Here is an 11,662-nt window from a genome sequence, read left to right on the forward strand (position 1 = left end):
CGAGCTTCCGAACCCGGCTCACGCCCCATCACCGGGTCGGAACCGGAGGAGACGCATCGACTTCGGACTTCGCATCCACAGGTCTTGACGATTGCTCTCGCCGCCTCACGCGCTCCTTGGCCGCTGGAGCCGTGCCGCAGAGGGCACCTGCGCACGACACCAGCTGACCGCCGAGCCAACTGCCTGCTGGCCTTGCACCAAGGCTTAGCGCCACCGTCGATGGCGGCGTGCGCCTCGGGCCGCGTACCCTGAGGACAGTCGGTGATCTTGATGCCAACTATCCCCGGTTTGTGACAACTAAGGTCTGTAGTCGCAGCAGGCTAACGCCGTACCCGTGGCATCCCCAGTCCGATCCACGAGATGATCTCCCGCTGGATCTCGTTGTTGCCGCCGCCGAAGGTGAAGATGACCGCCGAGCGGTAGCCGCGTTCCAGGTCGCCGTGGAGGACCGCGCCGGCCGAGCCCTCCTTCAGTGGGCCCGCCGCACCGGCGATCTCCATCAGCCAGGCGTAGGCGTCGCGGCGGGCCTCGGAGCCGTAGACCTTGACGGCGGAGGCGTCCTGCGGTGTGAGGGTGCCCTCCTGGACGGCGGTGACCATCTGCCAGTTCAGCAGCTTCATGGCGTCGAGGCGGGTGTGGGTCCGGGCCAGGCCGCGGCGCACCCAGGGGAGGTCGATGACGCGGCGGCCGTCGGCGAGCTTGGTCTCCATGGCCCAGCGCTGGACGTCGTGCAGGGCGCGGATCGCCATGGTGCCGTGGGCGGCGAGGGTGACCCGTTCGTGGTTGAGCTGGTTGGTGATCAGCCGCCAGCCCTGGTTCTCCTCGCCTACCCGGCGGGATACGGGGACGCGGATGTTCTCGTAGTAGCTGGCGGTGGTGTCGTGCGAGGCAAGTGTGTTGATGACGGTGCAGGAGTAGCCGGGGTCGGACGTCGGCACCAGGAGCATGGTGATGCCCTTGTGCGGCGGGGCCTCGGGGTCGGTGCGGGTGGCCAGCCAGACCCAGTCGGCGGTGTCGCCGTTGGTGGTCCAGATCTTCTGGCCGTTGACGACGTATTCGTCGCCGTCGCGTACGGCCCGGGTCTTCAGGGCGGCCAGGTCCGTGCCGGCGTCGGGTTCGCTGTAGCCGATGGCGAAGTCGATCTCGCCGGAGAGGATACGGGGCAGGAAGTACGACTTCTGCTCGTCCGTGCCGTACCGCATGATCGTCGGGCCGACCGTGTTCAGCGCCATCAGCGGGAGCGGTACGCCCGCCTGGGCGGCCTCGTCGAAGAAGATGAACTGTTCCATCGCGGTCAGGCCACGGCCGCCGTACTCCTTCGGCCAGCCCACGCCGAGCCAGCCGTCCGTGCCGAGCCGGCGGACCGTCTCCCGGTAGAAGCGTTTCTGCGCGGCGGGGTCGGCGTAGCGGGCGTAGGCGTTGTCCGGCACCAGGCCGGCGAAGTAGGCGCGCAGTTCGGTGCGCAGCCGCTGCTGCTCGGGCGTGTGGTCGAGGTGCACGGCGCCTCCAGGCTCCCCACGGGCGGTCCTGACGGCGCACACCGTAGAACGTGTTGCAGAAATTGGGAATGGCGGCGCAGGTACGTGAACGGAACCGTGGTTCGGCGGGAGCAGGCGTTCGTGAAGCCGGCCATCTGGTCAGTGGATCGCGCCGGCCCACCCCAGGTCCGTGCGCACCTCCTTCGGTGCCGGCGCGAGGATGGACACCGAGACGAAGAGTGTCGCGACCATCAAGCCGAGCATGTCGTACGCGCCGACGCGGATGAGCCGGTCCGACGGGATGGTCCTGGCCATGGCCACGTACCGCTGGACCGTCATCAGTTCAGTTCCACCAGCACCCCGACGTGACGCACATGGACCTGATCACCACCGGGGCTCTGGTCTGCCGCCCCATGCCCTCCCTGCCCGCGGAGCGGGCCAGGGCCCTGGCCACCCGCCATGTGCGCATCTTCGTGGACGGCCTGCGCCCGAACGACCCTCACCCGCTGCCACCGTCCCCGACACTCCGGGAAGTCACCGTCCATCTGCACATGGGCGAGGAGAGCGACTGAGGCGCAGCGTGCCGGGGCGATCCAGTTTGACCGACCACGCTCAACCAAGAGCGGTGACGGTCAGCCGTCGGCGTACGGGCGTCTCCGGCGATGGCATCTCGGCTACCCCCGGCGGTGACACCCTGCGCACAGTGTGACCGACCTGTGCCCGGAGGCCGCCGTTCAGGCCAGTGCCGCCATGAATTCGGTGCAGGCCACGGCACACGCCCGGCAGGCGGCCGCGCTCTTCTCGGCGCCGGGGCGGGTGTCGAAGGCCTGCGCGCACTGGAGGCAGACCGTCCGGCACCACTCCAGCTGGACTCGCAGCCCCGCCTCGTCCTGGACGTTCTCCTCGGTCAGCGCCCGGCAGGTCGCGTCGCACACCTCGGCGCACATGATGCCCGTACGGCGCACCCGCTCCAGCTCGGCCGTGCCGTCGGGATCGAACACGCTGGCACGCAGCGCACACAGCCGAGCACACTCCGTACATGCCTGCGCGCAGGTGAAACGATCCTCAAGGTATCCGTAGAGCTCCTGTTGAGAAGTCGTCGGCGTCATGCACCCCGGGTTGCCGAGGTGCGGTCACGGCAAACACCTATGTCCGGTTCATACCGTTCTGGGCGGGGTATCCATTTACCTATGAGTACGGTATCGATGGAGCTGGCCGCTCCCAGCGGCCTCATGAGTCTCGGGCTGTTCGTGGTGGCGGTGGCCGTACTGGCGATGCTCGCCGGGGGCTTCTGGCTGGGCAACCGTGTCAAGTACCGCGAGTCGCCCCGGCCGCGCCCCGATGAGCAGCCGAAGCTGCCACCGGAGGGCGCGGTCCACGAGATCCGGGAGAACCGTGAGTCGGAGGAGATTCCCCGGATGCCCGAGGGCGGCCGCCCGCTCACTCCCTACGAGCTGAGCAATCAGCAGACCAGGCCGAGCACGTCGACGGACCGGCCGCGCTGGAGCAAGGGCAGCAGCGGCTCGTTCGGTGGTGGCGGACTCGGCGCCCACTGACCCTAGACAGTCCCCCGGCCCGCGTCGAGACGTCCGACGTGGGCCACGTTCCCGAGGTCCTCGGCGTCCTGGCTCGGCGTTGCCGTGAACCAGGCGTCGAGGATCTCCTTGAGCACCGGCTGCGAGGTCAGGCGCAGACTCAAGGCGAGGACGTTGGCGTCGTTCCAGCGGCGGGCGCCATCGGCGGTGTACGCGTCCGTGCACAGGGCCGCGCGGACGGCGGGCACCTTGTTGGCGGCGATCGATGCGCCGGTGCCGGTCCAGCAGCAGACGACCGCCTGGTCGGCGCCACCCGCGGCGACATCGCGGGCGGCCGCCTCCGAGCAGACCGCCCACTGCGGGTCGGCTCCTGCTTCCAGTGCGCCGTAGGTACGCACCTCGTGGCCACGGCGGCGCAGCTCCTCGACGAGGAGGCGGGCGACGGGTTCGTCCATGTCGGAGGAGACGGAGATCTTCATACCTCCATCTTCTCCCCCGTTCAGTGGACCGGACCCAGTCGGGCGTGCGTCGGCTGATTCGTCGGCGCCTCCTGGTCTGCCGCCCCAGCATCGGCGCGGGTGGCCGGGCGCGAGGCCTGCCGCCGGCCGGAAGGCGCCCATGACCGGACAGGACGTGCTGGGGGGCCGTCGGCCCACTCGCCCAACGCCGTGTGGTCGCGCCGGCCGCGCCCGGCGGCGACACGGGGGTCCGGTCCTTCGCGATGGGCGGCGTGACAGACCGGTGACACATCGAAGCTCCGCTTGTCACGGGGGACTTGGCGGTCACCTGTGACAACCGGAGCTTCGGTCCGCAAGACTCGCGATCACGTGGGTCTGGAAAAGCGTGCCGACTCCGTCACCTCTCCCGGCCTGTCGGGCCCGCCTGTTCCCGGGGTTCGGTGGCCACGCCATCCGATACCCCGCCGCCCTGGAGCGGGGGCAGGGCACAGGCGCGCATCCGACGGAGCAGCCGGGCGCTGACCGGCCGAACCCGTGGGTGTGTCCCGTCGTTGCGGTCCGTCTCGGCCTGCCAGCGCGCACGGCGCTCGGCCGCCGTCGCAGCGTCGTTCAGTTCGGTGCAGTCGAGGGTGTCCTGGTTCACATCCACGACGATCGTGTCGCCGTCCTCGATGAGGGCGATCGGGCCGCCCTGCGCCGCCTCGGGCGACACGTGACCGATCACCAGCCCTACCGACCCGCCCGAGAAGCGGGCGTCGGTCATCAGGGCGATGGTGATGCCGCGTTGCCGGCAGAGTGCCGTGATCCGCGAGGTGGGATCGAGCATCTCCGGCATGCCCGGTGCTCCGCGCGGTCCTTCGTAACGGATCACTGCGATGTCCCGGTGCTGAAACTCCTCCGGGGCCCTGGTCAGTTCCTCAAGCAACGCTTGCTCGCTGTCGAACACACGGGCGCGGCCGACGAATCGGCCGTTTTCCATGCCACCCTCGACCCCGGCGAGCTTGATGACGGCTCCGCCCTCGGGGGCGAGATTGCCACGGAGCAACCTCAAGCCGCCTGTCGGCTTGAACGGCGCCGACAGTGGATGGATGACGTCCCCGTCGGGTGCGACCGGGCTGAGGCGTGCGACTTGTTCGGCGAGCGTCTCACCGGTGCAGGTCATGCACGTGCCGTCGAGCATGCCTGCGGTGAGCAGTTCGCGCACGATCACGGGCAGGCCGCCCTTGGCGTCGATGTCAACCATCGAGTACCGCCCGAAGGGCCACGCGTTCACCAGCACGGGCAGCTTGCGCGCCATCCTGTTGAACTCCTCCTGGGTGATCACCTCGCGCCAGTAGTCGATGCCCGCGGCACGGGCCAGCTCGGGCGCGTGCAGCACGACGTTGGTGGAGCCGCCCATCGCGATGGCCACCAGGGTGGCATTGCGCAGCGCCGATGGGGTGACGATGTCACGTGGCCGGATGCCGCGTTCTGTGAGCAGCTGCAGTGCGTTGAGCAGTTGGGCGGGGAATTCCTTGATCCGGCGCGGATCTTCGGATGCCGGGCTCACCATGTGCAGTGGCTCCATGCCGCAGGTGGCGATGAACGACTGCATGGTGTTGTACGTGAACATGCCGCCGCAGCTGCCGTGGCCCGGCGACGCCTCCAGTGCCACCCGCCGCCGCTCGGCCGCCGGCTCTGCCGCCGCCTGGAAGCAGGAGATGATGTCGATCGGCTCGCCGGTGCGGGAATCGGTGCCAGGGCGGATCGAGCCGTCGGACATGATCACCGCGGGGACGTTGCGCTCCAAGATCGCGGCGAGGGTCCCCACCGGGGGCTTGTCGCAGGCGACCACCGCGATCACGCCGTGGACATCGCTCCCCTCCAGGTGGAGACACACGCCGTCGTTGGTGGTTTCCCGGCCGATCAACGAGTAGCGCATCTGGGGCGTGCCATTTCGCTGCCCGTCGGAGATCCCACCCGCGAAGTTTGGCGCGATCACCCGCACCGGGAGATCGTCGTCGACGACGCGGCGACGCAGTTCTGCCTGGATCGCCTCAACCTTCGCGGGGACGCCGGCGTAGCAGATGCTGTCACCCAGGTTGCCGATGACGCCCCAGGCGGGGCAGTGGATCTTGTCCGGGTCCTGTCCCAGCAGTCGCGCCGTCGCAACCATCTGAGTATCCTGCCCCGGCTTCCATTCTTGCGCCTCGTTCACCGTGATCCTCCGTAGCACCCGCCCGATATCGAAGTCGGGGCGTTCGAAAAAGGGGTCCGCCAAGCCGAAGCCCAGTCAGTTTAACGATCCAACGAAGTTGACGTCGGCGAGGTGTCGGTGGCGGATGACGGCCGCGGCGGCACCCACCTTCCGGCGGCCGCCCACGGGGGCGGCTTCGGCCTCGTCGGCCTCAAAGAGCGGGTGACCGCAGTGGGCGGTGAACTGGACGCCGGGCCAGGGGCGGCGTCGGATGGGAAGTGCGGCCGGTGTTTCCGGCGCGGAAATCCTGAGGGCGACTCCCTTTCTGCATAAGGCCGCCCATCCCCAAACTGGGCCCGATGGGCCAAGTGGAGGACAGGGTCGGCCCTCGTCGGCCGGGATGTTGTCGGTTTCCAGACGTTCCAGCGCCTCTTCGGTGCCTGGTCGAGGCCTCTTCGCCCGGTTCGCTCAGCGCGCCCATCGCCTGGTCGAGGAGTACGGACAGGCGGCCGTTCCGTCATCGGCCGTCCAGGCGTCGGCGGCGACGGCGACGGCGACGGCGACGGCGACGGCGAGGCAGGAGATCTCCGACGTCAGGGCGGAAAACTTCAGAGAAGGAGGTCCGCGTGCCCGGTGCCTAGGCTAGTCGGTGGAGCGCCCCGGTGCGGCGTCCGTGCGAGACTCGATCGCGGTGAGGACCGAGGACATGTCGAGGCGTCCGTTGCCCAGCCGTACGCTCTCGCCGTAGAGGTCGCTGCTGAGGTCGAGGAGCGGCGTGGCGATGCCGGCCGCGCGGGCCGCGTCGGCGATCAGCCGGGTGTTGGCGTAGGCGTCCGAGGTGGCGGCCTGCACCGTGAAGTCGTGCGCGGCGAGCATCGGGACCTTGACCCGGGTGACGCCGCTGCCGAGCTGGCCGGAGTCGACGACGGCCCGGAAGGTCTCCAGGTCCAGGCCCTGCCGCTGGGCGAAGTGGACGGCCTCGGCCAGTGCCGCGATGGTCGTGTCGAGGTAGAGGTTGACGGCCAGTTTCATCAGCACCCCGGTGCCTGCCGGACCGCAGTAGACGGTCTCCCGGCACATCGGGGCGAGCAGCGGCCGTACCTCTTCCACCGTCTCCCGGTCGCCGCCGAGCATCGCGACCAGTTCGCCCCCCTCGGCCGGCCTGCGCGAGCCGGACACCGGCGCCTCGACGAAGCGGCCGCCGGCGGCGTGGACGTCTGCGGCGAGCCCGCGCGCGTACTCCGGTGCCGTCGAGCCCATCGACACGACGATGCGGTCGGCGACGAGTTTCTCGAAAACCGGGCCGCCCCGGCCGAGGACCGTGTCCGTCACCGCCTCGTCGAGGAGCATGACGATCACGACACGCGCGCGTGCGAAGACGTCCTCGACACTCGTCGCGATCTGCGCCCCGGCCGCATGCAGCGCCTCGGCACGGTCGGCCGTCCGGTTCCACACGACGAGCGGGGTTCCGGCCCGGGCGAGATTGAGCGCCATGGGCTGCCCCATCACACCGAGCCCCACGAAGCCGTACAGGGGGGCACGGGAGCTGCCGGTCGGTTGCGTCATCGTCGTAGCTCCTGGTCGGCGTACGGAGGGCGAAGGGCCATCGGCACTGTACGGCGCGGAAGCGGCCGACGGCCCACCGCCCCTCGCGGCGATCGGACCGCGAGCCGTCCGGAGGCGGCGCGGATCAGGCCGTCCGGCCAGGCCTGGTGGCCGTTGCGCATGGGGTTGGGCGCTCCTGGGCGAGGGCCGCCGGTTCACTCGTCGACGAGCTGGCCGGTCAGGTGGCCGCCCCCTGGATGCGCTCGCTACGCGCGACGGCGGTGGTCCGCCAGGGCTTCTCGGCCCCTGCTGGAGGAGATGCGCTCGGGCCGGCACGACCTGGTCATCGCCACGCGGCGGCCCCGCGGCCGAGCGCTCTCCTCGGTGCCGCCGGCCGACGAGGAGTACGTGTCCACCAACCCGGACGTGGCCCGCGTCCGCGAATGCCTGCGTGCGGCCGCCCACGACCGGTGAGGCCGAACGGGTCAGGCGCGGCGCGCCTCGGTCGTACGCGTGGTCGTCGGTGGACGATCGGTGGAACGACCGCCTCAGGGCGGGCCGCCCGGTACCGCACCACCACCTGAAGAGGCCCGGCCATGAAACTCTTCGACGACCCGCCGTGCCCGCCGTGCCCGCCGTTCCGGCCGCTCCGGCTCGACGGCAGCCCCCGCGTCACCCCGGCGGCGCCATGACCACCGCTCCGGGCGGCCGCTACGGCGAGGCCGCCTTCCGTCCCGAACAGGCGGGTGAGGCTGAGCGCATCGACGTCGGCGCCCTCGTCTACGACGACATCACCATGGCGCGGCTGCGGGCGCTCGGCGCCGGCCCGGGCTGGCGTTGCCTCGATGTGGGCGCCGGCACGGGCACGATCTCTCGCAGGCTCCTGGACGAGGCCGGGGTGGAGAGCGTGCTCGCCGTGGACCGGGACGTACGTTTCCTCACCGAGCGGCCCGGGCTCGACGTGATCGAGGCCGACATCACCGCCGCCCCGGAGTCGGTCCGCGGCCGGTTCCGGCTCGTCCACGCGCGTTTCGTGTTGATGCACCTGCCCGAACACGACCGCCTGATCACCGCATTGGCCGGGCTCGTGGAGCCGGGCGGGGTGCTGGTGCTCAGCGACGCGGTCGACCTGACGAGCGACCGGACGCCCGAGACGCCGTACTCCACGGTGATGCGGGCGATGTGGCAGGGGCTGCGGGCGACCATCGGGACGGATGTCTCCTGGGTGCCGTCGTATCCGCAGCTGCTGCGGGGGGCGGGGCTGGTGTCCGTCGCCGCCGAGATCCATGTGCCGCCGCTGCTGCCGGGCAGCCCCGTCAGCCGCTTCTGGGCGGACACCTGGGAGCGGAGCCGGCCGGCGATGCTCGCCACCGGCCTGGTCGACGACGCCGCCGTCGACGCGGCGGTCCGCTACCTGGCCTCCGACGAGTGTGCCGCGCTGTCCGCCGGCATGCTGACCGCCTGGGGGCGCAAGCCCGAGGAACGCGAGGAGGCGGCCGCGCGCTGACGCGTCGCGATCGGCGGACACCCGCTTCCGGCGAGGTGTCCCACGCTCAGACCGGCCGGGGTTCCAGGCGGAGCAGTCCGGTCTGGCAGGCGATGACGACGAGTTGGGCGCGGTCGCGGGCGCCCAGTTCGGTCAGGGCGCGCTGGATGTGGCTGCGTACGGTGAGCACGGTCAGGACGAGTTGCTCGGCGATCTCGTCGTTGGACCTGCCGCGGGCGGCGAGCGTGGTGACCTCCCGTCGTCGTTCCCCTGTGGGCAACCGGCGGGCGCAGGGCGCAGTACCCGCCTCCGCGGCGACCTACTGCGGTTGCAGCAGGGCCTACCGCGGTTTACGTACGGCGGTGACTCAACGTGCCCGGTCGGTCCGTGTGACGCATCTGCGCAGAAACGGCACACAGACTGCACACTGCCTGGCCAAAGTCTCGCTACCGTTCTGGCCGTTCGATCCCCCGTACGAACGAGATCAAGCCACGGCCGAGGACGCCGCTGGCGCAGTCGAGTCAGGAAGACCGCGGATGGACTACTGCTCCTCGTGCCGTCGGCACCTCAACGGCGCCCTGGCGTGCCCCGGTTGCGGCGTCTACGCCCCGGACATCGCGCCCCGGGTCGTTGCGACGCCCTGGCAGTCCCCGGCCGACAGCGCCTGGCACGACGACACGGAAGAGGCGGAAGAGACCGCCGAGGCTTCGCACGACGACTCCCCCACCGTGTCCGGCGCGCCGCTCGGCCGGGCAGCCAGGCGCCGTCAGCGGGTCCGCTGGAAGAAGACCCAGCGGCGGGCCCTGGTGGCCACCGCGGTCGCTCTGGTCGGCGGCGGTCTGACCGTCGCCTCGCTGGACCGGCAGTCCTCGGACCGGGCACAGGCGGCCGCCGCCCCGGACAACGCGCCCATGGGAGTCGCGGACGAACAGGTCACGGAGCCCACGCCCTCGGTGTCCACACCGACCGGCCGCCACCGGGCCCCGGACCCCACGCCCTCCGCCCGCTCGACGGCCACCGCGAACGCGCCGCACGAGCAGACCGCCGGCACACCCCGCGCAACCCCGACACCCCGTCAGCTCACCGGCACGTCGGTGCCGTCCACGGCGCCGTCCGCCGCCCAGCCCCAGGCTGCGGCCGCAGCCGCGGTATCCGGCACCACCGCCACGCAGTCGGAGCCGGCGGCCACGCCCACACCCACCGCCACCGCCGCGGCCGGCACCGGCGCACAGACACCGACGGCGAGTCCGGCACCGACCGCGACCTCGACCTCGCCCTCACACCTCTGTCTGCTGGTCATCTGCCTCGGCTGACGCACCGCCCCGACGGCCCTCTCACTCCTCGATCCGGTCCACCAGCCCCCGGGCCAGGGCACGTTCGGCGGTGACGGGGCGGCGATCGAAGGCCAGGTACAGGGTGCGCCGGCGGCCGATGCCGGGCGGGATGCCCACCGCGCCCCGCCTGGTTCAGCTGTGAGTCACCAGGGCAACCGGCCGTTGACGTCGAAGTAGCCGCCGGTCGGTCCGTCCGGGCCGAGCTGCGCCATTCGGACGATGATCTCGGCGCCCTCCGCCACGGTCTGTGTGCCCGTGTTGCCGTTGAGGTCGGTCTTGGTGAACCCGGGCTCGACAGAGTTGATCCGCATGGCCGGGAACGCCTTCGCGAACTGCACGGTGAGCATGTTCACCGCGGTCTTGGAGGTCGGGTACGCGATGCCCGAGTAGAAGTGCGCGAAGTGCTCCGGGTCGGAGAGTGCCGTCAGTGAGGCCAGTCCACTGCTGACATTGACCACGACCGGTGCCGCCGAGCGCTGCAGCAGGGGCAGGAAGGCGTGCAGGACGCGGACCACACCGAAGACGTTCGTCTCGAAGGTGGTGCGCATCTGGTCGGCGGTCACGGTCTCGGCGGTGGGCACGCTGTTGTCCGCGTTCCGGGTCTCGATCCCGGCGTTGTTGATCAGGACGTCCAGTCCGCCGTCGGCCTCGATCGTCTTGGCCGCGGCGTCGACCGAGGCGTCTTCGGTGACGTCGAGGAGAACGAACCGGGCGCCCAGTTCCTCGGCGGCCCGGCGTCCACGCTCGGCGTCCCTGGCCCCCACGTACACGGTGTGACCTGCGGCGATGAGCTGGCGGGCGGTTTCGTAGCCGATGCCCTTGTTGGCTCCGGTGATCAGTGTTGTCGTCATGCACCCAGCCTGCGCCCCGGCCGCCCGGTCAGCCAGCAGACCCTTCTTCCTGGGACTGCGGGTACCACCGACGCACCTCTCTGACCTGGGCATACTGAGGCTGAATCGGCTGTGACCAGCTAGGTCGGGTTGCAGAGGCGATCGAAGGCAGTCAGAGGAAAACGCTCTGATTCGACCCCGATTCGCCCCGGGTCACTCAGAGGCAGTCAGAGGCATCAGCCTCACGAACTGCCCCCTGAATGACCCGAGTTGGCCGGGTCGGGTCCGATGCGGCGACTCTGGCAGACCTTTCGTTCAACTCCGGTCGAGCCGCGATGGGGACGCCTGCCTCCGATCGGCGCCAGAGCGCACGAAAGCCCCCAGGACGGCCATCCTGGAGGCTTGGCTGGCACCGATTGGAGGTCGGTTCCGGACACCACCGCTGGTTTTGGCGGGCCTTGGTGGCGTCCATGTCCTGGGACGACCCCAGAATGCCACAGCCCACCCGCACTACTCCCCGTTGGCTCCACGTCCGGATTTCTCCCCACCAGAGGCAGCCGCAGGCAGCCACACCCGACTGAAGGGACTCGCCCACCTCCCCAAGCCCGCCGCCGACCTGGTCCTACTCGGCGACCTCACCCGCCAGGCCGTCCGCGGTCTCCACCAGTTCGGCTACCAAGTCACTGAAGTCTTCTCGGCAACGTAACGGTTACGGTGCGTGATGATGTTGGACGGTGGGATGGTGACTCGGCGTCAGGCATGAGTGAAGCCCCTGGTAGGAACGGGTCTGCGAAGATCACGTCCGTACAACCAGAGGCTT

General features: G+C 70.3%; 12 protein-coding genes and 2 pseudogenes. 6 read left to right on the forward strand and 8 right to left on the reverse strand.

What is annotated here, in order from left to right; translation table 11 throughout:
- Positions 1-320: 320 nt before the first annotated feature.
- Positions 321-1,499, reverse strand: a complete 1,179-nt coding sequence (locus tag ACZ7OO_RS43665; protein WP_471512951.1) for an acyl-CoA dehydrogenase family protein — start codon at positions 1,497-1,499, stop codon at positions 321-323.
- A 138-nt stretch (positions 1,500-1,637) separates the two neighbouring features.
- Positions 1,638-1,817 (reverse strand): hypothetical protein, encoded by a 180-nt coding sequence (locus ACZ7OO_RS43670; RefSeq protein WP_471512952.1) that lies wholly within the window; start codon positions 1,815-1,817, stop codon positions 1,638-1,640.
- A 26-nt stretch (positions 1,818-1,843) separates the two neighbouring features.
- Between ACZ7OO_RS43670 and ACZ7OO_RS43675 the strand changes: the two genes are divergently transcribed.
- Positions 1,844-2,050 (forward strand): hypothetical protein, encoded by a 207-nt coding sequence (locus ACZ7OO_RS43675; RefSeq protein ID WP_471512953.1) that lies wholly within the window; start codon positions 1,844-1,846, stop codon positions 2,048-2,050.
- 162 nt (positions 2,051-2,212) lie between these two features.
- On the opposite strand, the gene ACZ7OO_RS43680 is transcribed toward ACZ7OO_RS43675, so the two are convergent.
- Entirely contained in the window at positions 2,213-2,587 is a 375-nt protein-coding gene (locus tag ACZ7OO_RS43680; RefSeq protein ID WP_471512954.1) for a four-helix bundle copper-binding protein, read from the reverse strand.
- 81 nt (positions 2,588-2,668) lie between these two features.
- On the opposite strand from ACZ7OO_RS43680, the gene ACZ7OO_RS43685 reads away from it, so the two are divergent.
- Positions 2,669-3,034 carry a DUF6479 family protein gene (locus ACZ7OO_RS43685; protein WP_471512955.1) on the forward strand — a complete coding sequence of 122 codons (366 nt, stop codon included), beginning with the start codon at positions 2,669-2,671 and terminating at the stop codon, positions 3,032-3,034.
- A gap of 2 nt (positions 3,035-3,036) precedes the next feature.
- Here ACZ7OO_RS43685 and ACZ7OO_RS43690 read toward each other — a convergent pair whose 3' ends face one another.
- On the reverse strand, positions 3,037-3,492 hold the full coding sequence (locus ACZ7OO_RS43690; RefSeq protein ID WP_471512956.1) for an RpiB/LacA/LacB family sugar-phosphate isomerase: 456 nt from the start codon (positions 3,490-3,492) through the stop codon (positions 3,037-3,039).
- Positions 3,493-3,868: 376 nt separating this feature from the next.
- Positions 3,869-5,668: a dihydroxy-acid dehydratase domain-containing protein gene (locus ACZ7OO_RS43695; protein ID WP_471512957.1), complete on the reverse strand. Its 1,800-nt coding sequence runs from the start codon at positions 5,666-5,668 to the stop codon at positions 3,869-3,871.
- A gap of 108 nt (positions 5,669-5,776) precedes the next feature.
- On the opposite strand from ACZ7OO_RS43695, the pseudogene ACZ7OO_RS43700 reads away from it, so the two are divergent.
- A pseudogene (locus tag ACZ7OO_RS43700) lies at positions 5,777-5,958 on the forward strand (sensor histidine kinase); the annotation flags it as partial.
- A 331-nt stretch (positions 5,959-6,289) separates the two neighbouring features.
- On the opposite strand, the gene ACZ7OO_RS43705 reads toward ACZ7OO_RS43700, so the two are convergent.
- Positions 6,290-7,213 carry an NAD(P)-dependent oxidoreductase gene (locus ACZ7OO_RS43705; RefSeq protein ID WP_471512958.1) on the reverse strand — a complete coding sequence of 308 codons (924 nt, stop codon included), beginning with the start codon at positions 7,211-7,213 and terminating at the stop codon, positions 6,290-6,292.
- A gap of 297 nt (positions 7,214-7,510) precedes the next feature.
- Between ACZ7OO_RS43705 and ACZ7OO_RS43710 the strand changes: the two genes are divergently transcribed.
- A complete protein-coding gene (locus tag ACZ7OO_RS43710; RefSeq protein WP_471512959.1) occupies positions 7,511-7,666 on the forward strand; it encodes a hypothetical protein in 156 nt (51 codons plus the stop codon).
- Positions 7,667-7,880: 214 nt separating this feature from the next.
- Entirely contained in the window at positions 7,881-8,699 is an 819-nt protein-coding gene (locus tag ACZ7OO_RS43715) for a class I SAM-dependent methyltransferase (RefSeq protein WP_471512960.1), read from the forward strand.
- 46 nt (positions 8,700-8,745) lie between these two features.
- On the opposite strand, the pseudogene ACZ7OO_RS43720 reads toward ACZ7OO_RS43715, so the two are convergent.
- Positions 8,746-8,943, reverse strand: a pseudogene (locus tag ACZ7OO_RS43720) (response regulator transcription factor); the annotation flags it as partial.
- Positions 8,944-9,214: 271 nt separating this feature from the next.
- Between ACZ7OO_RS43720 and ACZ7OO_RS43725 the strand changes: the two are divergent.
- Positions 9,215-9,991: an SCO2400 family protein gene (locus ACZ7OO_RS43725; RefSeq protein ID WP_471512961.1), complete on the forward strand. Its 777-nt coding sequence runs from the start codon at positions 9,215-9,217 to the stop codon at positions 9,989-9,991.
- Positions 9,992-10,155: 164 nt separating this feature from the next.
- Here ACZ7OO_RS43725 and ACZ7OO_RS43730 read toward each other — a convergent pair whose 3' ends face one another.
- Entirely contained in the window at positions 10,156-10,863 is a 708-nt protein-coding gene (locus tag ACZ7OO_RS43730) for an SDR family oxidoreductase (RefSeq protein ID WP_471512962.1), read from the reverse strand.
- Positions 10,864-11,662: the final 799 nt, after the last annotated feature.

The organism is Streptomyces sp. NPDC111744 (genome assembly GCF_055634995.1).

Coding starts and splice junctions, on each gene's coding strand:
- ACZ7OO_RS43685 (WP_471512955.1), top strand. CDS start 2,669: ATGAGTACGGTATCGATGGAGCTGGCCGCTCCCAGCGGCCTCATGAGT.
- ACZ7OO_RS43715 (WP_471512960.1), top strand. CDS start 7,881: ATGACCACCGCTCCGGGCGGCCGCTACGGCGAGGCCGCCTTCCGTCCC.
- ACZ7OO_RS43680 (WP_471512954.1), bottom strand. CDS start 2,587: ATGACGCCGACGACTTCTCAACAGGAGCTCTACGGATACCTTGAGGAT.
- ACZ7OO_RS43690 (WP_471512956.1), bottom strand. CDS start 3,492: ATGAAGATCTCCGTCTCCTCCGACATGGACGAACCCGTCGCCCGCCTC.
- ACZ7OO_RS43670 (WP_471512952.1), bottom strand. CDS start 1,817: ATGACGGTCCAGCGGTACGTGGCCATGGCCAGGACCATCCCGTCGGAC.
- ACZ7OO_RS43710 (WP_471512959.1), top strand. CDS start 7,511: ATGCGCTCGGGCCGGCACGACCTGGTCATCGCCACGCGGCGGCCCCGC.
- ACZ7OO_RS43705 (WP_471512958.1), bottom strand. CDS start 7,213: ATGACGCAACCGACCGGCAGCTCCCGTGCCCCCCTGTACGGCTTCGTG.
- ACZ7OO_RS43725 (WP_471512961.1), top strand. CDS start 9,215: ATGGACTACTGCTCCTCGTGCCGTCGGCACCTCAACGGCGCCCTGGCG.
- ACZ7OO_RS43730 (WP_471512962.1), bottom strand. CDS start 10,863: ATGACGACAACACTGATCACCGGAGCCAACAAGGGCATCGGCTACGAA.